A 20106-nucleotide genomic window follows, 5' to 3' on the forward strand; every position below is an offset into this window, starting at 1 on the left:
AAGAATGCCTATGGAAATTCGTTTAGTTCGTATCGATGATCGGTTGATTCATGGTCAGGTTGCAACAGTATGGGCGAAAGTGACAAAAGTAAACCGTATTCTAGTGGTCAGTGATGAGGTAGCAAAAGACACATTAAGAAAAACATTACTAAAACAAGCGGCCCCCCTAGGTGTCATTGTAAATGTGATCACTATTGATAAAATGATCTCGATTTTTAATGATCCTAAATTCAATGATTTTAAATCAATGTTGTTGTTTACAAGTCCGCGTGATGTAAGAAGAGTAGTAGAAGGCGGAGTTAAACTTGATACCATCAATATTGGAGGGATGAGTTTCTCAGACGGTAAAAAAATGATCACAAATGCAGTTGCGGTAAATAGCGAAGATATAAAAGACTTGAAATATTTAAATGAACAAGGAATTAAATTAGAAATCCGTAAAGTAGTGGCAGATAATAAGGTATATATGATGGATTTATTGAAAAAAGAAAAAATGATTTGAAATTTTTAACAGTCAACTATAGTGACGACACCAGCAAAAAAAATCATCCGCAAAATAGAGTCGATTCCGATCAATGTTATCAAGTAGATTGGTTGTATATAGCCTTTAAAGCGACTGAAAGAATAAGGAAACTGTAAGATAAGAACTTCACTTATTTTCTAGTAATTTGCTGAGTTTTATGTTAGAGTTAGGGGTAGAAGAAACGTTAGACAGGAGGGCAATGAAATTGTACGATACACTTTTAATTGCTGAGCTAATTATTTCAGTTATACTCATCATTGTAGTAACTATGCAACCTTCAAAAACAAATAATGCTGCTAGTGCATTTACTGGTGGAGCTGAACAATTATTTGGAAAACAAAAAGCACGCGGATTCGAGGCAGTATTGCAACGTACTACCGTATTACTAGGGATCTTATTTTTTGCATTGGCATTGGCTCTTGCTTATATAGCAATTAATTAACAAACTTAGTGAAGCTACCTGAATCTTCAGGTGGCTTTTTTTTCTAAAAAAATTAATTTTCTTTACTGGAATTGTGTTAAGCAAAAGGCATTTTATCGTGTTAGCAGTGTTTGAGTATGAAAAGAATTCATTTTACAGTAAAATGGTAGAATAAGAACTTAAAGGAAATGCGAAAAGGGAGAATAAAATGGCAATAAAATCATTTTTTTTTGAAAAAGGGCCTAAAGCAGTCATTTTGATGCATGCTTACTCAAGCGCTCCCAATGATGTAAGGATGCTGGGAAGAGCACTAGAAAAAGAAAATTATACGGTTTATGCACCATTATTCAAAGGACATGGAACGACTGAACCAGAAGATATTTTAAATACAGCGCCAAAAGATTGGGTCAATGATGCGAAAGAAGCGATCCGGTTCCTACATGAAAAAGGCTATAAAGAGATAGCTGTATTCGGATTGTCTATGGGTGGCGTGATAGCAACAAAGTTGTTGGTAGATAAAGAACCAGTATTAGCTGGTGGAACGTTTTGTTCACCGGTAATGAATTTCCGTAATGGAAATAATGTGAGAAAAGAATTTTTAGCTTATGTACAGATACTGAAGAAAAAAGCTGGTTATTCTGAACTAGAAATAAATAATCTTATGCCGGAAGTCGAAAGAAAATTAGATAACCAATTAGACGAAATAAGTGAACTGACGGAATCAATGGAACCTCACTATAGTGAGATCAATCATCCTTTTTTTATTGCACAGGCTGGTCAAGATGAATTAGTCGATCCACAGATAGCCATTTCATTTAGAAATGCATTAAAAAAGGCTTCAATAGTTGATTTTCATTGGTATGAGAACAGCAAACATGCGGTAACGGTTGGAGTAGATAGAAAAGTTTTGCAAACAGATGTTAGTAATTTTTTAAAACAGTTAGATTGGAATGGAGGATAAAAAATGAACGACAAAAAAACGTTACAAGAAGCAATTATAGTTTTTATGAGTGAACACAAAAAAATCTCGTTTCAAGTAAGTGACATCAGTGAAGGAATGGGTATGACAAGTGCGGTCGATTTTAAGATCCTTGTTAGTTCATTAGCTGAAATGGAACGAGAAGGTAAGCTCTTTTTAAATAAAAAAGGGCATTTTAAGTTGCCAAGTAACGATCCGGTTTTGACTGGTATTTTCAGAGCAAGTGATCGAGGATTTGGATTCGTTGCGATTGAAGATGTCGAAAAAGATATTTTTATTCCACCGAATATGACTAATTATGCACTAGATGGCGATAAGGTAACTGTTGATATTATTAAACCTGCTGAACCTTGGTCGGATAAAGGTGCTGAAGGAAAAATAAAAGCCATTATTGAACGTAACTTTACACAATTAGTTGGAGAGTTCTACGCTTACAGCGAAGAAGGAATCGAAGAGACCGGTTTATACGGATATATCGATCCACAAGATAAAAAAATTACAGACTTGCGCGTCTTTATTGAGTCAGAAGGTATTAAACCAGTTGACGGTTCAATTGTTGTTGTAGAAATAACTTTGTACCCAGATGATGAGTTTCCTAGAAGTATGCAAGGAATCGTTAAAAAAGTTGTGGGACATATAAATGACCCAGGAATCGACATTTTGACTATTGTCTATAAACACGGAATCCCGACTGAGTTCTCACAAGAAGCTTTGAAACAAGCAGATGAAGTTCCAGAAAAAATCAGCGAGTCTGATCTTGAAGGTCGTCGTGACTTAAGAGATGAAGTTCTGGTGACGATCGATGGAGCAGATGCAAAAGACTTAGACGATGCGGTAGGCTTGAAAGTATTGGATAATGGAAACTATCTATTGGGCGTTCACATAGCAGATGTATCCTATTATGTGACAGAAGATAGTCCTTTAGACAAAGATGCTTTTGAAAGAGGAACCAGTGTATACTTAACCGATCGCGTTATACCAATGATTCCACAACGATTATCTAATGGGATTTGTTCGTTAAATCCTCATGTCGATCGTTTGACGATGAGCTGCGAAATGGAAATGACACCTGATGGAGAAATTGTCGGACATGACGTTTTCCAAAGTGTGATACGAACAACTGAACGGATGACTTATACTGAAGTAAATGAAATATTAACAGATAAAAATCTAGAGACCCGTAAAAAATACAGCAGCTTAGTAGCTATGTTTGAATTAATGGAAACTCTGCATCATACCCTAGAGGTAGATCGTAAAAATCGAGGGGCCATTGACTTTGATACAAAAGAAGCTAAAATAATTGTCGATCCTACAGGTAAGCCATTGGATATCGTATTGAGAGAACGCGGTGTTGGTGAGCGCTTGATCGAATCATTCATGTTGGCAGCAAATGAAACGGTATCTGAACATTTTTCAAAAATGGAAGTTCCATTGATCTATCGTATTCATGAACAACCTGACAGTGATCGTATGCAAAAATTCATGGAATTTGTTACGGCTTTTGGTATTACCGTTAAAGGGACCAGCAAAGATGTTTCTCCTATGACGTTACAAAAAATTGCCAATAGTGTTAAAGGAAAACCAGAAGAACAAGTTGTTTCAACGATGATGTTAAGAAGTATGAAACAAGCCAAATATGCTGTGGAACCATTAGGCCATTTCGGTCTTGGAGCAGAATTTTATTCACATTTCACTTCTCCCATCCGTCGTTACCCAGATTTGATCTTACACCGTTTGATCCGTTCTTATGGAGAAGAAGGTACTGGATCTGCTCAGAAAACAAAATGGGAAAATCGATTGCCCGCAATTGCAGAAGATACGTCAAAAGCGGAACGTCGTGCAGTTGATGCTGAAAGAGAAACCGATGCATTGAAGAAAACTGAATATATGGCTGACAAAGTTGGCGAAATCTATGAAGGAATCATCGGTTCAGTCTTGAAATTTGGTATATTCGTCGAATTGCCGAATACGGTTGAAGGTCTGGTCCATATTTCAAATATGAAAGATGACTACTTTAACTATATCGAAGAGCAAATGATGCTTGTTGGAGAACGAACGGGTGTTGTTTACCGTATCGGACAAAAAGTAAAAGTAAAAATAACAAAAGCCGATCCTGAAACACGTGAAATCGATTTTGAACTTGTTCCAGATCCGGATGCACCTAAATATGAGGGACCCAAACATCTAGTAAAAGGCAAAGGCCGTGAAAATAGCCAACGTCGTGGAAAAGAAAGCTCTTCTGCGTATAAGCCTAAACAAGATGGAAGCAGTAAAAAGAAAAGCAAACCTTTTTATAAAGATGCAGCTAAAAATAAAAAGTCCAAAAATAAAAATTAAGTAAGAGCGAATGAATCAGGAGGCGATCATTGATGCCAAAAGGTACAGGTAAAGTATTGGCTCAAAATAGAAAAGCAGGTTATGATTTTTCTATCTTAGATACCGTAGAAGCTGGGATAGTGTTGCAGGGAACGGAAATCAAGTCTATCAGAGCGGGTCGGATCAACTTAAAGGATGGCTACGCTAAGATTCAGAATGATGAAATTTATTTGCATAATGTCCATATCAGTCCTTATGAGCAAGGAAATCAATTCAATCATGATCCATTAAGAACGCGGAAATTATTGATGCATAAAAAACAAATCATGCGCTTAATGAACGAAACGAAGTCTAGCGGAAATACATTGATTCCTTTAAAAGTTTATTTAAAAGACGGTTATGCAAAAGTATTGATCGGTCTGGCAAAAGGGAAGAAAAAATACGATAAACGCGAAGATCTGAAGCGAAAAGATCAAAAACGTGAGTTGGACCGTGCTTTAAGAGCTAGATAAACAGATGAATCAGTGCAAAGACGGTCTCATGGACGTTGCTAAAATAGGTAAGGTAAGTTTAGGATAATAAATGGTCGAGCTTCTAAAAAAATAGTAGACGAAAGAAGGTCTATCGATGTCTGTTTACGATTATAAGGTCAATGAAATCAGTGGTGAAGAAGTGTCCTTATCAAAGTACAAAGGAAAAGTTTTACTAATTGTGAACACAGCAACGGAATGTGGTTTAGCTCCTCAATTAGAAGATTTAGAAAAATTGTATCAAACGTATAAAGAACAAGGACTAGTCGTTTTAGGGTTTCCTTCCAATCAATTTATGAATCAAGAACCTCGTGAAGGAGAAGAAATCGCAAGTTTTTGTCAGAAAAATTTTGGTGTTTCTTTTCAACTTCATGAAAAAATACTCGTAAATGGAAAAAATGCTGATCCTCTTTACCAATACCTAACATCAGAAACAGGTAACAAGAAAATCAAATGGAATTTCACGAAATTTCTAATTGGTCGAGATGGCGAAATCATCAAACGATTTGGTTCAACAACACAACCTAACAAAATGGAAACCGATATAGCTGAAGCAGTAGCAAACGGCTAACCTTGCTAAAAGGGTCTTAGACAAACAGTCTGAGGCCCTTTTTCTGATTAGCAACGTGTTGGAAAAGAATTAGATCCTCATGAAATAGAAAATTTTCAAATAACATTCAGAAAAAAACAATCTATAAGAAACATGGTATAATGATGTGGTATAGATAATAAAGGGGTGAGTAAACATGGACGCAACTAAAAAATATTTGAATTTATTAGCTAAAGACTACCCAACCATTGGAGATACAACGGCTGAAATTATTAACTTAGAGGCTATTATGAACCTGCCTAAGGGTACAGAACATTTTGTTAGTGACGTTCATGGAGAATATGAAGCCTTCCAACATGTGCTTAGGAATGGGTCAGGCAATATAAAAGAAAAAATAAAAGAGATTTTTCATGATCGTTTAAGCCAAAAAGAAATGAATAGCTTAGCAACATTGATTTATTATCCTGAAGATAAAATTCGGTTGATCAGTAATGAATTTGAGGACCTAGAAGAAACAAATGAATGGTACAGAATCACGTTGTCTAGATTAATTGGATTATGTGTCTATATTGCTTCAAAGTATACGCGATCCAAAGTACGAAAGGCTTTGCCCGATGAATTTGCTTATATTATTGAAGAGTTGTTAGCAAAAGATGGCGACGGTTACACGAATAAAGAAGATTACTATAGTGAGATTATTGACAGTATTATTTCGTTGGATAGAGGAGCTGAGTTTATTACAGCTATATCTTACTTGATTCAACGTCTTGTCGTCGATCAGCTGCATGTAGTAGGAGATATTTATGATAGGGGTCCTTATCCAGATAAAATCATTGATACACTGATGGCGCATCATTCTGTTGATGTCCAATGGGGAAACCATGATATATTATGGATGGGCGCGGCCAGCGGTTCAGCTGTTTGTATTGCAAATGTACTGCGCATAAGTGCTCGCTATGATAATTTAGAAATTATAGAAGATGCTTATGGGGTTTCATTACGTCAATTACTCACATTTGCGGAAATGACTTATCCCGAAGATTTAAAAAGTTGTTTTTATCCTAAAGTGGACTCGGGAAAAAAAGATTATTTTGAAGATGAAATACGCCAAATCACTAAAATGCATCAAGCGATTTCTGTGATTCAGTTTAAACTTGAGGGTGAGATCATTAACAGGCATCCTGAGTTTAAATTAGATCATCGTTTAGTATTAAATAGCATCGATTATGAAAATGGGACGATTTCAATCAAAGGAAAAGATTATCCATTGTTAAATACCAATTTTCCAACAATCGATCCAGCTGATCCTTATAAATTAACCTCAGAAGAAGAATTAGTTGTCGAAAAGTTAGTCACAGCTTTTAAAAATTGTGGTCGCTTGCAACAACATATTTCTTATTTGTATAGCAAAGGCAATATGTATCTCACATATAATGATAATTTATTGTTCCACGGCTGTATGCCGCTAACAGAGACCGGCGAATTCCTGGGAATGGACATTCAAGGAAAGCAATATGCTGGTAAAAATTTACTGGATAAATTTGAAGAAGTACTAAGAAAAGGGTATTTAAATAAAGGACATAAAGACAATGACAAGTACTTAGACTACGTTTGGTATTTATGGACGGGTCCAGTTTCCTCACTTTTTGGAAAAGATCAAATGACGACATTCGAACGCTATTACGTTGCAGATAAGGCCACCCATGAGGAAAAGAAAAATGCTTATTATGCCATGCGTAATGATGAAAAAACGTGTGAAATGATATTGAGTGAGTTCGGGCTGAATCCGCTTAAAGGGCATATCATTAATGGACACACACCCGTAAAAGAAAAGCGCGGTGAAGATCCTATTAAAGCAAATGGTCGTATGATTGTGATCGACGGCGGTTTCTCAAAAGCTTATCAAGGAACGACGGGATTAGCAGGATATACACTTTTATACAACTCTTATGGAATGGTTTTAGTTTCGCATCAGCCGTTCACTTCTGTAAAGGATGCCATTAAAAACGAAATAGATATCATGTCTACAAGAAGAGTGATCGACAGGGAGTTGGATCGTAAAAAAGTAAGAGAAACGGGTGTGGGCAGAGAATTGGCTGAGCAAGTCAGCGATTTGAAAGAGTTATTAAAAGCTTACCGCAATGGGAATATTGTCGAAGAGACGAAATAAGATTAGACAGCTATCAAGTGAAATGTAGAGACATTAACGAAATGTTTACCTAAAGATAAACGGATATTCATAAAAATCATCTTTTTTTTGGTACAATAAGAAGCGTAGGGAAATTATAGATATTACTAAGATATAGGAGGCGATTTTCCATGAAAGAAGGCTGTACTTTTTATTTTATCCGTCATGGACAAACTTATTTCAATCATTACAGAAAAATACAAGGGTGGTCTAATACCCCTTTAACACCACAAGGTCGTGAAGATGTTCGCAGCAGCGCAAGAGGTTTAGCAGATGTTGAATTTGATGCAGCATATACAAGTGACCTAAGTCGTACGATTGAAACAGCTAACATTATTTTAGAAGAAAATAAAAAAGGAAAAGAAATGACGTTGCAATCGATGCCGGAATTTCGTGAAGTTTTCTTTGGTTCATTTGAAGGAAGCAATGTAGATGAAACCTGGGAAAAAGTGAATGAACAAATGGGATATCCAAGTGTTGCTGAGATGTGGGTTGAAACGTCTATTCCTGAACAAATGAATGCTTTTAAAAAAGCAGATCCTTATCACGATGCGGAGGATTTTTTAACATTTTGGTTAAGAGTAGAACAGGGATTAATCAAATTAATCAACAAACACCGTGATACAGGAGAGAAAGTCATGATCGTTGCTCACGGAAATACGATTCGCTATTTATTAAATAATTTAGTTCCAGAACTTGAAAATCCACAACCATTATTAAATGCAAGTGTCTCAGCTGTTAGATACCAAAATGGAAAATACCATTTAGAGCTTTACAATGGAGTAGGTCATTTTAAGACTTTAGAAGACTAATTCAATAATGCTGTAAATGAGGTTCAAAAAAAATACTGTTATAAAAGGGAGATTAATATGATACTGCCAAAAGCTTTAGTTTTTTTTGATTTAGACGGGACGTTGTTAAATGGTAGATCTGAAGTAGACCAAGAAGTGACCGCTGCTTTAGAAAAATTGAAAGAAAATGGCGGGATCCCATTTATCGCAACGGGAAGAAGTCCACTTGAGATCCAACATGTACTAGACACGACACCGATTGAATCTTTTATCACGCTTAATGGTCAGTACATTATGTACGAAGGCAAAGAAATCTACCGCAGTCAAATACCGCAAGAGACGTTGATCCGTTTGAAAGCAGCAGCTGATGAATTAAGGTTAGCCGTTTCTTTTTATACGAGCGATAAAATACGTGTCACTTCTACTTCGAAAGAGGTAGATAAAGCGTATGATTTTATTCATGCAAAATCACCGTTAGTTGATGCGGAAATTCATTTGAATGAAGAAGTATTGATGGCATTGATCCTGACAACAGATAACGCTGATGTTGAGTGGTTCAAAGAAGCATTTCCAGAATTGTCTTTCTATCGAAATACGCCTTACAGCATAGATGTGATCACGAAAGGCAATTCAAAAGCCACAGGCATCCAAGAGTTGGTCAAACTAATGCAGTTTGATGAAATCCCTATCTATGCGTTTGGAGATGGTCCGAATGATTTAGAAATGGTGACGCATGCTGACCATGGTGTGGCAATGGAGAATGGGACCGATATCTTGAAGAATGCTGCTGATTATATAACTTCTAGTCATATCGAAGGCGGAATTGTTGAAGGATTAGAATTTTACGATTTAATTAAATAGATTTTTTCGCTTAATAGGTTATTTTATAAAAGGTGTTGGATAATTGATTAACTGGATCAGCGACACTGAAAATTTTAGCCCTATATAAATAGGTTTTACGTCAAATAGTGTGTATATTTAAAAAAATTTCTTCTGGAATGGACGGGTTTGCTTGTGGAGCCATTGGACCGCCTGTAAGCCTGTAGTCTTACAGACTTTCAAGCTTCAAACAAAACCTTATCGCTGAAGCGCCAACGTTTTGTAATTCTCATTGAATCTTATACATGGCTACAAGCAACCCTATTCCTCCAGAAATTTGGGTAAGTAATGCCATTAGATTAAGTCTATCAACACTAAAAATTATAGAACCTATAAATAGAGCCAGCAGCATTATTGCGCTGAAGGCTCTATTTTTTGTCTGAATAAGTTATTTTGTTATAATGAGGTTAATTAAAAGGATATGAAAAAGGTTAAGAATATTTTGGATCAGCTATTGTTGGCGGAACTAAGCAGAGTACCTTAAAGCTTATCCATTTGTTAGAAAACAGTCCAATCCATCCTTGGAAAAAGAGGAGATGAATGATGGTGACCCATAAAAAAACCCCCATACAAGCATTCCATGTAGTAGAGGACGGTCATGTAACCTCTCCAAAAGGCTTTACCGCTGGAGGCGTACATACTGGTTTGCGAAAGGCGGTCCTTGATTTTGGTTGGATCCACTCGGAGATACCTGCCACGGCAGCAGGTATCTATACCTTGAATAGTTTTCAAGCTGCTCCACTTAAACTGACAAAACGACACGTAGATAAAATACGGAAAATTCAGACGATAGTAGTAAATTCCGGCAATGCTAATTCTTGTACAGGTGAAGACGGGATGAAAAAAGCTCAAGCAACAGTGGAACTTACAGCTAAAGAAAAAAACATTGATGAGTATTTAGTAGCTGTTGCTTCAACAGGAATCATTGGTGTTCCATTGCCTTTTGGGGCAATCAAGAAGGGTATCAGCTATTTGAATGATCCGCTTTATCAAAAGGTAACAGATTTTGAACGAGCTATTTTAACGACCGATATTGAAACAAAACATGTATCTGTTGAGCTGGAAATTGACAGTAAGACGATTACTATTGGTGGAGCTGCAAAAGGATCGGGAATGATCCACCCTAATATGGCAACCATGCTGGCGTTTATTACAACAGATGCCGCTGTTGACAATGAAAGCCTTGAGTACGCATTGAAATCAGCGACTAACCGGACATTCAATATGGTCACCGTTGATGGAGACTCAAGTACGAACGATATGGTTCTTGCCTTAGCAAATGGAATACAAGAGAATCTTCTGTTAACTAAAAATCATCCACAATGGAATGAGTTTTTAGCAGGCTTTCAATATGTCTGCGAGAAACTTGCTAAGGCTATTGCACGCGATGGAGAAGGGGCTACTAAATTAATAGAGGTAGAAGTTTTAGGAGCAAAAACAGTAAAAGCTGCTCAAGCTATTGCCAAATCAGTTGTTTCTTCAAATTTAGTTAAAGCAGCGATGTATGGTTCAGATGCCAATTGGGGAAGAATAATCTCGGCTATTGGATACAGCAATCAAAAAATAGAACCAGAACGTGTAGAAATTTCAATTGGTGATACAATAGTTGTTGAAAAAGGTGTGGGGATACCTTTTGATGAAGCAGCGGTCATCCTTACTTTAGTTAAAGATGAAGTGAAGCTGTCGATCGACTTGCAGCAAGGCAGTCGATCTGCAACAGCATGGGGCTGTGATCTAAGCTATGATTACATTCGAATCAATTCATCTTATCGATTGTAAGAAGTTAAAAGAGCTATACTGCCATAAAAATTGAGTAAGCGATTCACCATGTCTACCAACGCTAAAAATAGAAGACCCTGTTTACAAGGAAATGAAGTGGGAATTAAATTTATTTATAAGGAGGAAGCAGCGTATGTTTAAAGAAAACGATCGATCTGCACTTATGGCAACTTATGCGCGTTTTCCTATCACTATTTTAAAAGGAAAAGGAACCTATGTATGGAATGAGAAAAATGAGGCATACCTAGATTTTACCTCAGGCATTGCTACATGTAATTTAGGCCATGTTCCTGATCAAGTTACCCAAAAATTACACCAACAATTAGACACCTTATGGCATTGTTCCAATTTGTACGGTATCCCTTCTCAAACAAAACTAGCTGAAGGACTCATCCAGCATTCTATATTTGATCAAGCCTTTTTTTGCAATAGCGGGGCAGAAGCAAATGAAGCAGCATTAAAAATTGCTCGTAAATATGCAAAAGATCATGGGCATCCAGAGCGGACATCTGTTGTATCCTTCAAAAATTCATTTCATGGAAGAACCTATGCTACGTTGTCTGTAACGGGACAAGAAAAAGTTCAGATCGGATATGAACCTTTGATGCCCGGAGTACGGTCGCTACTCTTTAATGAGATCACTGATTTAGGGAAAATCCATAATGGAAAGACAGCAGCAGTGCTGCTAGAGCTTGTGCAAGGTGAGGGTGGGGTCAATCCAGCACAAAAAGAGTGGCTCCATTCACTGCAAGATATATGCAATAAGCATGACATCCTTTTAATGGTAGATGAAATCCAGACGGGAATGGGAAGAACAGGGACGTTGTTTGCTTATGAACAATACGGCATCGAACCCGACGTTATGACGCTAGCTAAAGGATTGGGGTCTGGCTTTCCGATTGGAGCTATGCTAGCTAAAAAACACATTGCTGCATCGTTTACACCAGGAACACATGGCACCACGTTTGGTGGAAACCCATTAGCAGCAACAGCTGGCATGGCGACCTTAACAGAAATGACTAAGCCTGGATTTATGAAAGATGTACGACAAAAAGCGGATTATTTTAAAGAGCAATTGGAACGATTGGCCCGGCAGTTTAGCGTTATCAAGAAAGTAAAAGGACTGGGATTTCTAATGGGGATCGAAGTAGATATGGAAGCAATAAAATTAGTGACATTATTACAAGAACAGCATGTGTTGACTTTGACAGCTGGAAAAAAGGTTTTACGTATTTTACCGCCATTAACGGTCACGATCGAAGAAATAAATGAGTTTATTCAAAAATTGGAAAACGTGTTGCTAGTTATCCAAGAAAAAGATGACCTAGAATAAATGGATAGCAAGTGAACAAAGAACAAGAGTTGGTTCAGTGACTGTGTCATGCAAAAAGGTAGGTACTCCTCACAAGTAAATTTAAAAAAGTGCTTCTTAAGTGAAGCGACGTATTTTATTTTCTAGTAAAATGTGTTATAATACTTGTAGAGAGTTAACTTAAAGATGATTAATGCTCAGACAAATCATTCTTTCTGTATACACATCCCATTTAGGGAGCGTTACGGAATCGACAGGTATAGGTCGAGCTTGGATCGCGTTTCGTAGGTTACGGCTACGTAAAAACGTTACAGTTAAATACAACTGATAAAAACAATAATAACTCTTACGCTTTAGCTGCGTAATAACAGCTTAGTGTAGATCCTCTCGGCATCGCCCATGTGCTCGAGCAAGGGTCCTATAATAAGTGGGATACGCTAAAACTTTCCGTCTGTAAGTTTTAGAAGAGATCATCAGACTAGCGACGTATGATGCCTGTTGTGCGGCTAATACTGAGCGAAACCTTAATAGCACAACTATGAACGTAGACGTCTAGGTGCCGATATATTTGGACAGGGGTTCGACTCCCCTCGCTTCCATCGAGTCAAACTAAATAAGTTGTTAAAACGTTGATACAGGAGTATCTTTAAGGCGTTTTAACAGCTTATTTTTTTGGCTGTATAATTTTTGGTGTTGATAGACTTAATCTAATGGCTCCACAAGCAAACCCGTCCATTCCAGAAGAAATTTTTTTGAAGCATCCACACCATTTATTGTAGAACCTTTTTTTTAATACATCTATATCCACGTCTATTCTTAAAAATCCACATAGTTTGCGAGCTTTTCAGCAATTTTTTCTTTAACCTTTTCAGTCGCATGAACTCAGATAGCCATTACCATTTGAATATTTCAGCGGTTAAAAAGTGGAAGAATATAGAGTGGGCGCGTCGAAATATTTGGGTTTTATATTTGTAAGCGTTACAATAAAGGAGCAAGATGTTAGAGTTGATGAAAAAAAACAGGAGGATACATATTATGAAAATTGGAATACCAAGTGAAATTAAAAACAATGAAAACCGAGTTGCTATTTCACCAGCAGGCGTTAAAAGTCTTGTAAACAATGGTCATGAAGTTATGATTGAAGTAAATGCAGGTAACGCAGCTGGATTTCCAGATGAAGAATATAAATCAGCAGGTGCTGTATTAATTGAAGAAGCTGCACAAGTTTGGAATGCTGAAATGATTATAAAAGTTAAAGAACCGATACCAACTGAGTACAAGTATTTTAAAAAAGGAATGATCCTTTTCACGTACTTACATTTAGCTCCAGCATTAGAATTAACTAAAGCATTGTTGGACTCAGGAGTTACTGCTATTGGTTATGAAACAATGGTTGGAAAAGATGGAACATTGCCTCTTTTAACTCCTATGAGTCAAATTGCCGGCAGAATGGCTGCACAAATTGGAGCCGAATTTCTTGAGAGCGTAAACCAAGGTAAAGGTATCTTGTTGGGTGGAGTACCAGGAGTACAAAAAGGAAAAGTAACTATCATCGGTGGCGGAGTTTCAGGAACAAATGCGGCTAAAATTGCAATCGGTCTTGGAGCAGATGTGACGATTTTAGATGTGAATCCAAAACGCTTAGAAGAGTTGGATGATTTATTTGAAAATAAAATCAATACACTTATGTCAAATGAATTGAATATTGCAAAATCAGTCAAAGAAGCAGATTTAGTTATCGGTGCTGTATTGATCCCAGGTTCAAAAGCTCCAACATTAGTGACCGAAGAGATGGTCAAACAAATGGAAGCAGGTTCTGTTATCGTTGATATAGCAGTTGACCAAGGTGGTATTATTGAAACAGCTTCCGAAGTAACAACACATGATAACCCGGTTTATCTAAAACATGGAGTCGTTCATTATGCTGTTGCAAATATGCCAGGTGCTGTTCCTAAGACTGCTACGTTAGCTTTAACTAATGTAACGATTCCTTATGCAGTACAAATCGCAAATAAAGGATTAGTCAAAGCGGCTAAAGAAAATTCAACAATTTATACAGGTATCAACGTTATGGACGGAAAATTAACTAAAAAAGAAGTTGCGCATGCTTTGGATATTCCTTTTCATGAAGCTTTGAACTCATTTAATTAATACAGACTTTATTATCTGAATAAATAAATGAATTTTCCCCCGAAATGCAGTATACTGATTAGAGAAACTAACTGCAAAAGGAGCATTCACATGTCTAAAGGAAATAAAAAAGTTCAAGTTGAAGTAAAAGAAACCCCTAATAACAGAGAAGGTTTCACTGAGTTAGAGTTATATGTGAATGGTGAAAAAATTGGTCAATTGCAACAAAAAGAAGGCCAGACAGTTACTATAACAACTAATTCAGGAAAAGAATCTAAAGCTAGATCTGTCGATGATGGAATAAATAAATTAATCATGGACTATAATTTATACCAAATGTAAGTCAAAAAAATCAATCCTGTTTTTCAGGATTGATTTTTTTTATGATTTGGCATTATCTAAAAGCTTCCTAAATGCTTTTTAAATTCAATTATGCTATGCTTTTTTTATACATAATATAAAGGACGTGGCCGCTTTGAAGACAAATACCGAACAAGCTTATTTTAAAGATAAATTAAAGTTTTTCCTAGAAGTCATTAAACCTAATTTGGGACGAGCTGAAGTTTCCTCTAATGCAGCTGAACTGGCTTACTTTACGCTATTATCTTTATTTCCTATTTTATTAGTTATAGCTAATATTATCCCGCTTTTTCCTATCAAAGCATCGGATGTATTGCCGATGATAGAAACAGGTGTCCCACCAGATATTTACAATGTCCTAGCACCGATACTAGAAAATTATTTAAGTAGTTCAAGTGGAGGAGCTATTTCTATCGGACTTATCACATCATTATGGGCTGCTAGTAAAGCTTTTAACGCATTACAAAATGTGCTGAATAGTGTTTATGGAGTGGAAAAGAGAGAAAACTTCATAATCGTTCGATTAGTATCATTTCTAGTTCAATTGTCCATCGTAGCTATCGTAGGATCATTGGTTTTCGCCTTTGTTTTTGGAGAACAAATTCTGTTGCTTATCCAAGATTTTGTGGGGATCGATTTGGGGATCATTCTGCAAGTATTGAGCTATAGATGGTTAGTTTTATTCATTGTCTTGACGCTCGTGTTAACAATGGTTTACTTTTTAGTACCCAATAACCGTTTGAATATTAAATACGCTTTTCCAGGAGCTGTATTTACTACAATAGGTTGGTTGGTTCTATCCGAAGCATTTACGCTTTATATTCGATTTGCTGGAGGAGAAGCAGCTGCTAGTGCAACATTTGGGGTGTTTATTGTTTTGATGGTGTGGCTCTATTTATCGGCAATCATTTTACTATTAGGCGGGCTGATCAATACGATTTACTTTGAATATAAAATAGGTAAATCAGTCAATGAAGCTAAGCTCGAAAAAGATGAAGCTGAAAAAGATGACAGACCAAAAGAATATCCAGATGATTCAGATTCGATCCAACATAAAAAATTAGTGAAAGTGAAAACGGTCGAAAAACAAAAGGAAACCTGATTCTTGAATTGGTTTTCCTTTTGTTTAATTATTTTTAGAGTGAAGCACTGTAAGATTTTTCTAAGAAAGACGAGAAGTCTTTTTTTTAGATCTGATTTCTTATATAATGAATGAAGTTTGATAAATAAATTTTTGACAGATAGGACACAAGGAGAATTTTGAAAAATGACAGAGAATAAAGAAACGAAAATAGATTATGGGATCATCTTATCCGTCTTGTTGCTTGCGATTATTAGTATCGCTACTATCTTTTCAACCACTTATTTAGATGCTGGTGATGGTATTAAAGCTACATTAATGCAAGTGATCTGGTATGTAGTTGGCACAGTTGCTATTGTCGTTATTATGCAGTTTGATTCGGAGCAGCTATGGAAGCTCGCACCGGTGGCATATGGTGTAGGGCTCTTTCTATTAGTGATGGTCTTATTCTTTTATGATCGCCCTACAATGCTGAGTACCGGAGCTAAGAGTTGGTTTAAATTAGGTCCAGTGACCTTCCAGCCATCTGAAGTTATGAAAATCGCCTTTATTCTAATGCTCGCTCGTGTAGTCACAAAACATAATGGCGATTACGCAAATCATTATCCTAAAACTGATTTCTTATTACTGGGGAAAATCATTTTAACCTCTATCCCTCCATTGATACTGGTCATGTTACAGAATGACTTAGGTTCAACACTTGTATTTATTGCCATTATTATTGGTTTAGTGTTGATATCAGGTATTACATGGAAAATCATTCTGCCACTGTTTTCAGGAGTTGGAGCACTCGGAGCGACTTTACTTATTTTAGTAATATACAATCGTGAATTTTTACTACGATTAGGTTTTAAACCGTATCAATTTTCCCGAATAGACTCTTGGCTGAACCCTTATGGTGATTCAGGAGATACTTCCTACCAATTGATCCAAAGTATAAAAGCGATAGGCTCAGGTAAAATGTTTGGTAAAGGATTTGGAACTTCAGAAGTATATGTACCGGTTCGAGAGTCTGATATGATTTTTGCAACGATCGGTGAAAATTTTGGCTTTCTTGGCAGTTGTATTTTGATTTTTATTTACTTTTTACTGATTTACCAAATGATCCGTATTTGTTTTGATACAAAAAATGAATTTTATGCCTATATTGCAACGGGTGTTATCATGATGATTTTATTCCATGTATTTGAAAATATCGGTATGAGTATTGGGTTGCTTCCATTGACTGGGATACCATTGCCGTTTATTTCCCAAGGTGGAACGGCACTATTAGGAAATATGATGGGTGTTGGATTGGTTATGTCCATGAGGTACCATTACCGCAGTTACATGTTCTCTGAAGAAGATGCAGATTTCAAATAAAAGAAATGTAATTTTAGGAGTGAGCTGATTTGCTTGAACTATATCAACACCCTACTTGTTCAACATGTAAAGCAGCAAGGAAATGGTTAGATCAACATGCGATAGAGTATCAGGCGATAAATATGATCGAGACTCCACCAACACAAGAAGCCTTAGCTAATTTAATAGAGCAATCCGATCTTCCTCTGATCCGGTTCTTCAACACTAGCGGGAATAGGTACCGCGAATTAGGCTTGAAATCACGTGTACCAGATATGGCTATCAGCGAAGGCGCAGCGGTATTGGCTTCAGACGGTATGTTGATCAAACGGCCGTTACTGACAGATGGGAAGATAACGACTCTCGGATTTAAAGAGGATGTTTATGAAACCATCTGGGGAAACAGAAACTAAAAAAGACAGGAGCGATTAGAATGGAACAACAAATGAGATACAGCGAAAACGGCTTATGGGTACTAAAAGAAGGCGAAAATTACCGCATCGGATTGTCTGAAAAAGGCCAAGATGATTTAGGTGAAGTCATGTTTGTAGAGTTACCCAACACATTAGCTGAAGTAAAAGAAAGTGACGTTTTACTAGGAGTCGAAGGAGCAAAAGCGGTCACTGAATTGCTGTCTCCGCTAACAGGTGTTGTTGTCCAGTTTCATACTGAGTTGACGGATGATCCTGAAAAATTAAATAGTACAGATAAAAAAGACAATTGGATCTTAGAAGTCAAAGACGTAGAACCGGATGCTTTTGAAAAATTATCAATTAAAATTTAAAAAAAGTTGACAGAAAAAAACAGCTCTGTTAAGATATATTAAATATCAATTAACGCGATGATAAGAAGAGTAAGTTCGTAATAACCATTTGTAGAGAGCCTTGTTTGCTGAAAAAAGGTAATGGGAATTGAACCGAAGATGGTCTTTGAGCAGAACAGGTGAATGCTTTGCATAAACCTATTCCGGATGCACCCGATAACGTGCCGCAGTATAAAAGAGTTGAAAAAAACTTAAGTACTGTAAGAGGTTAATTTAGTGATAAATTAACAAATTAAGGTGGTAACACGAAAATTCGAAACTTTCGTCCTTATAGTAAGCAGTGTGCTTAGTATAGGGACGAAAGTTTTTTTATTTCAAGAAAGTAGGAGGTGTGGCTGAAATGATTGAATTAAAAAATATAAAAAAAGTGTTTCAAACGAAACAAGGCAGTTTAACAGCTGTAAAAGATATAAATATCTCAATCAAAAATGGTGAGATTTATGGAATCGTTGGTTACTCCGGAGCTGGAAAAAGTACATTGGTCAGAATGTTCAATGGCTTAGAAATGCCAACAGAGGGCACAGTTGCTATTGAAGGGAATGTTATTTCACAATTACAAGGGAAATCGCTTAGGAAAGAACGTCAAAAAATTGGAATGATTTTTCAACATTTCAATCTTTTATGGTCAAGAACAGTAGAAGAGAATGTTTTATTCCCGCTTGAGTTAGCGAAAATACCTAAAGAAGAACGTGAAGCTAAAGCAAAAGAGTTGATTGGTTTAGTTGGATTAGAAGGAAGAGAAAAAGCCTATCCTTCACAATTATCTGGCGGCCAAAAGCAGCGTGTGGGGATCGCAAGAGCACTAGCCAATGATCCAACATTGTTGCTTTGTGATGAAGCAACAAGTGCGCTTGACCCGCAGACAACGGATGAAGTATTAGATCTACTATTAGATATCAATAAGCGTTTAAACTTAACTATCGTATTGATCACACATGAAATGCATGTTATCCGAAAAATTTGTGATCGAGTAGCGGTCATGGATGACGGGAAAATTGTTGAAGAAGGCTCAGTTATTGATGTGTTCAAAAAGCCGCAACAAGACATTACTAAACGCTTTATTCGTCAAGATGCAAATCCAGACAGTGAAGATACCGACATGATTTTTGAAGAATTGTTGGCAGAATATCCTGAAGGGAAAATCGTTCACTTAACGTTCCACGGGCATCAAGCTAAGATGCCGATCATGTCAAAAATCGTTCGAGAAGATGGCGTCGATTTAAGTATCATCCAAGGAAGCATCCACCAGACACAGGAGGGTGCGATCGGCTCGCTGTATGTTCAACTAACCGGTGAGAACGAGAAAATCCAGGTAGCTATTAAAGAATTAAGAAAATTACAGGTAGAAGTCGAGGTGCTAGAACATGTTGTTGAAACTTAATTTTGGGACCAGTGTTTTATCACAGTATCTTGACTTTGCAGAAGTCGATTGGGAAAAAATGCAACAGGCAACCATAGAAACCATTTTCATGACAATTGGATCGGTTGTGATCATCTTCTTTGCCGGATTATTACTAGGGCTATTATTGTATGAAACAAACGGGAAGAATACACTGTTCGCTAAAATACTATATCGAGTAGTGGCTATATTGGTCAATGTCTTCCGTTCTATTCCTTTTATCATCTTGATCGTACTACTTATTCCTATCACTAAAACGCTTGTAGGATCCATTATTGGACCAACAGCTGCATTGCCGGCGCTGATCCTTTCGTCAGCACCATTCTTTGCAAGGCTAGTCGAAATTGGTTTCAGAGAAATCGATAAGGGAGTCGTTGAAGCGGCTGAAGCCATGGGAGCTAGCAAATGGGAAATCATTTATAAAGTTTTGATTCCAGAAAGTCTACCAGCCATTGTTTCAGGTATCACGGTCACAACTATTTCTTTAGTTGGAGCTACAGCGATGGCAGGAGTTATCGGAGCAGGCGGTTTAGGAAACTTAGCCTATCTGGATGGCTTCCAACGTAACCAACCGGCAGTAACTTTAGTCTCAACGTTGATTATTTTAGTGCTCGTATTCATCATCCAAGCTATTGGAGATGTGATCGTTAAAAAAGTAGACAAACGTTAAAACAGCTAAATGAAAAGCAAGCGATAGTCATTAG

The 20106-nt window shown here is 36.9% G+C and carries 19 protein-coding genes, 1 other RNA gene and 1 other annotated feature; all 20 genes read left to right on the top strand.

Annotation, left to right across the window (positions count from 1 at the left end; translation table 11 throughout):
- Positions 1 to 4: 4 nt before the first annotated feature.
- The 20 genes from J7E16_RS06070 (at position 5) to J7E16_RS06165 (ending at position 20072) form a co-directional block, all read left to right on the top strand.
- Complete coding sequence (locus tag J7E16_RS06070) at positions 5 to 502, top strand: mannose/fructose/sorbose PTS transporter subunit IIB (RefSeq protein ID WP_214889914.1); 498 nt, start codon at positions 5 to 7, stop codon at positions 500 to 502.
- A 226-nt stretch (positions 503 to 728) separates the two neighbouring features.
- On the top strand, positions 729 to 965 hold the full coding sequence (secG, locus tag J7E16_RS06075) for a preprotein translocase subunit SecG (protein WP_214889917.1): 237 nt from the start codon (positions 729 to 731) through the stop codon (positions 963 to 965).
- Positions 966 to 1152: 187 nt separating this feature from the next.
- Positions 1153 to 1905, top strand: coding sequence for an alpha/beta hydrolase (locus J7E16_RS06080; protein ID WP_214889920.1), 753 nt, complete (start codon positions 1153 to 1155; stop codon positions 1903 to 1905).
- Positions 1906 to 1908: 3 nt separating this feature from the next.
- Complete coding sequence (gene rnr / locus J7E16_RS06085; RefSeq protein WP_214889923.1) at positions 1909 to 4260, top strand: ribonuclease R; 2352 nt, start codon at positions 1909 to 1911, stop codon at positions 4258 to 4260.
- A gap of 32 nt (positions 4261 to 4292) precedes the next feature.
- Positions 4293 to 4751 (top strand): SsrA-binding protein SmpB, encoded by a 459-nt coding sequence (smpB, locus tag J7E16_RS06090; protein WP_034547527.1) that lies wholly within the window; start codon positions 4293 to 4295, stop codon positions 4749 to 4751.
- A gap of 115 nt (positions 4752 to 4866) precedes the next feature.
- Positions 4867 to 5340: a glutathione peroxidase gene (locus J7E16_RS06095; protein ID WP_214889926.1), complete on the top strand. Its 474-nt coding sequence runs from the start codon at positions 4867 to 4869 to the stop codon at positions 5338 to 5340.
- 175 nt (positions 5341 to 5515) lie between these two features.
- Positions 5516 to 7489: a fructose-1,6-bisphosphatase gene (locus tag J7E16_RS06100; protein ID WP_214889929.1), complete on the top strand. Its 1974-nt coding sequence runs from the start codon at positions 5516 to 5518 to the stop codon at positions 7487 to 7489.
- A 149-nt stretch (positions 7490 to 7638) separates the two neighbouring features.
- On the top strand, positions 7639 to 8319 hold the full coding sequence (locus tag J7E16_RS06105; protein WP_214889932.1) for a histidine phosphatase family protein: 681 nt from the start codon (positions 7639 to 7641) through the stop codon (positions 8317 to 8319).
- A gap of 57 nt (positions 8320 to 8376) precedes the next feature.
- Positions 8377 to 9159: a Cof-type HAD-IIB family hydrolase gene (locus J7E16_RS06110; RefSeq protein ID WP_034547534.1), complete on the top strand. Its 783-nt coding sequence runs from the start codon at positions 8377 to 8379 to the stop codon at positions 9157 to 9159.
- A gap of 558 nt (positions 9160 to 9717) precedes the next feature.
- Positions 9718 to 10956 carry a bifunctional ornithine acetyltransferase/N-acetylglutamate synthase gene (gene argJ / locus J7E16_RS06115; protein ID WP_353049867.1) on the top strand — a complete coding sequence of 413 codons (1239 nt, stop codon included), beginning with the start codon at positions 9718 to 9720 and terminating at the stop codon, positions 10954 to 10956.
- Between the two features lie 133 nt (positions 10957 to 11089).
- Entirely contained in the window at positions 11090 to 12289 is a 1200-nt protein-coding gene (gene argD, locus J7E16_RS06120; protein ID WP_214889935.1) for an acetylornithine transaminase, read from the top strand.
- Positions 12290 to 12503: 214 nt separating this feature from the next.
- Positions 12504 to 12870, top strand: a transfer-messenger RNA (tmRNA) gene (gene ssrA, locus J7E16_RS06125).
- A gap of 433 nt (positions 12871 to 13303) precedes the next feature.
- On the top strand, positions 13304 to 14419 hold the full coding sequence (gene ald, locus J7E16_RS06130; protein ID WP_214889938.1) for an alanine dehydrogenase: 1116 nt from the start codon (positions 13304 to 13306) through the stop codon (positions 14417 to 14419).
- A gap of 90 nt (positions 14420 to 14509) precedes the next feature.
- Complete coding sequence (locus J7E16_RS06135) at positions 14510 to 14740, top strand: DUF2969 family protein (protein WP_214889941.1); 231 nt, start codon at positions 14510 to 14512, stop codon at positions 14738 to 14740.
- 124 nt (positions 14741 to 14864) lie between these two features.
- Positions 14865 to 15860, top strand: coding sequence for a YihY/virulence factor BrkB family protein (locus tag J7E16_RS06140; protein ID WP_353049868.1), 996 nt, complete (start codon positions 14865 to 14867; stop codon positions 15858 to 15860).
- A gap of 165 nt (positions 15861 to 16025) precedes the next feature.
- Positions 16026 to 17201 carry an FtsW/RodA/SpoVE family cell cycle protein gene (locus J7E16_RS06145; protein ID WP_214889947.1) on the top strand — a complete coding sequence of 392 codons (1176 nt, stop codon included), beginning with the start codon at positions 16026 to 16028 and terminating at the stop codon, positions 17199 to 17201.
- A 29-nt stretch (positions 17202 to 17230) separates the two neighbouring features.
- Entirely contained in the window at positions 17231 to 17593 is a 363-nt protein-coding gene (locus J7E16_RS06150; RefSeq protein WP_214889949.1) for an arsenate reductase family protein, read from the top strand.
- A 20-nt stretch (positions 17594 to 17613) separates the two neighbouring features.
- Complete coding sequence (locus J7E16_RS06155; protein WP_214889952.1) at positions 17614 to 17964, top strand: glycine cleavage system H family protein; 351 nt, start codon at positions 17614 to 17616, stop codon at positions 17962 to 17964.
- Between the two features lie 48 nt (positions 17965 to 18012).
- Positions 18013 to 18276, top strand: a binding site (T-box leader).
- 67 nt (positions 18277 to 18343) lie between these two features.
- A complete protein-coding gene (locus J7E16_RS06160) occupies positions 18344 to 19384 on the top strand; it encodes a methionine ABC transporter ATP-binding protein (RefSeq protein ID WP_214889955.1) in 1041 nt (346 codons plus the stop codon).
- The gene (locus J7E16_RS06165; RefSeq protein WP_034547567.1) at positions 19368 to 20072 is read left to right on the top strand and encodes a methionine ABC transporter permease; all 705 of its coding nucleotides are present in this window, start codon (positions 19368 to 19370) and stop codon (positions 20070 to 20072) included. The genes J7E16_RS06160 and J7E16_RS06165 overlap by 17 nt, the downstream gene beginning before the upstream one ends.
- Positions 20073 to 20106: the final 34 nt, after the last annotated feature.

The sequence above is a fragment of the Carnobacterium sp. ISL-102 genome, from assembly GCF_018612935.1.
GTDB classification, from domain to species: domain Bacteria; phylum Bacillota; class Bacilli; order Lactobacillales; family Carnobacteriaceae; genus Carnobacterium_B; species Carnobacterium_B alterfunditum.

What these genes read in the sequence shown, in the direction of transcription:
- J7E16_RS06070 (WP_214889914.1), top strand. Translation starts at nt 5, where the DNA reads ATGCCTATGGAAATTCGTTTAGTTCGTATCGATGATCGGTTGATTCAT.
- J7E16_RS06080 (WP_214889920.1), top strand. Translation starts at nt 1,153, where the DNA reads ATGGCAATAAAATCATTTTTTTTTGAAAAAGGGCCTAAAGCAGTCATT.
- rnr (WP_214889923.1), top strand. Translation starts at nt 1,909, where the DNA reads ATGAACGACAAAAAAACGTTACAAGAAGCAATTATAGTTTTTATGAGT.
- smpB (WP_034547527.1), top strand. Translation starts at nt 4,293, where the DNA reads ATGCCAAAAGGTACAGGTAAAGTATTGGCTCAAAATAGAAAAGCAGGT.
- J7E16_RS06095 (WP_214889926.1), top strand. Translation starts at nt 4,867, where the DNA reads ATGTCTGTTTACGATTATAAGGTCAATGAAATCAGTGGTGAAGAAGTG.
- J7E16_RS06100 (WP_214889929.1), top strand. Translation starts at nt 5,516, where the DNA reads ATGGACGCAACTAAAAAATATTTGAATTTATTAGCTAAAGACTACCCA.
- J7E16_RS06105 (WP_214889932.1), top strand. Translation starts at nt 7,639, where the DNA reads ATGAAAGAAGGCTGTACTTTTTATTTTATCCGTCATGGACAAACTTAT.
- J7E16_RS06110 (WP_034547534.1), top strand. Translation starts at nt 8,377, where the DNA reads ATGATACTGCCAAAAGCTTTAGTTTTTTTTGATTTAGACGGGACGTTG.
- argJ (WP_353049867.1), top strand. Translation starts at nt 9,718, where the DNA reads ATGATGGTGACCCATAAAAAAACCCCCATACAAGCATTCCATGTAGTA.
- argD (WP_214889935.1), top strand. Translation starts at nt 11,090, where the DNA reads ATGTTTAAAGAAAACGATCGATCTGCACTTATGGCAACTTATGCGCGT.
- ald (WP_214889938.1), top strand. Translation starts at nt 13,304, where the DNA reads ATGAAAATTGGAATACCAAGTGAAATTAAAAACAATGAAAACCGAGTT.
- J7E16_RS06135 (WP_214889941.1), top strand. Translation starts at nt 14,510, where the DNA reads ATGTCTAAAGGAAATAAAAAAGTTCAAGTTGAAGTAAAAGAAACCCCT.
- J7E16_RS06145 (WP_214889947.1), top strand. Translation starts at nt 16,026, where the DNA reads ATGACAGAGAATAAAGAAACGAAAATAGATTATGGGATCATCTTATCC.
- J7E16_RS06155 (WP_214889952.1), top strand. Translation starts at nt 17,614, where the DNA reads ATGGAACAACAAATGAGATACAGCGAAAACGGCTTATGGGTACTAAAA.
- J7E16_RS06160 (WP_214889955.1), top strand. Translation starts at nt 18,344, where the DNA reads ATGATTGAATTAAAAAATATAAAAAAAGTGTTTCAAACGAAACAAGGC.
- J7E16_RS06165 (WP_034547567.1), top strand. Translation starts at nt 19,368, where the DNA reads ATGTTGTTGAAACTTAATTTTGGGACCAGTGTTTTATCACAGTATCTT.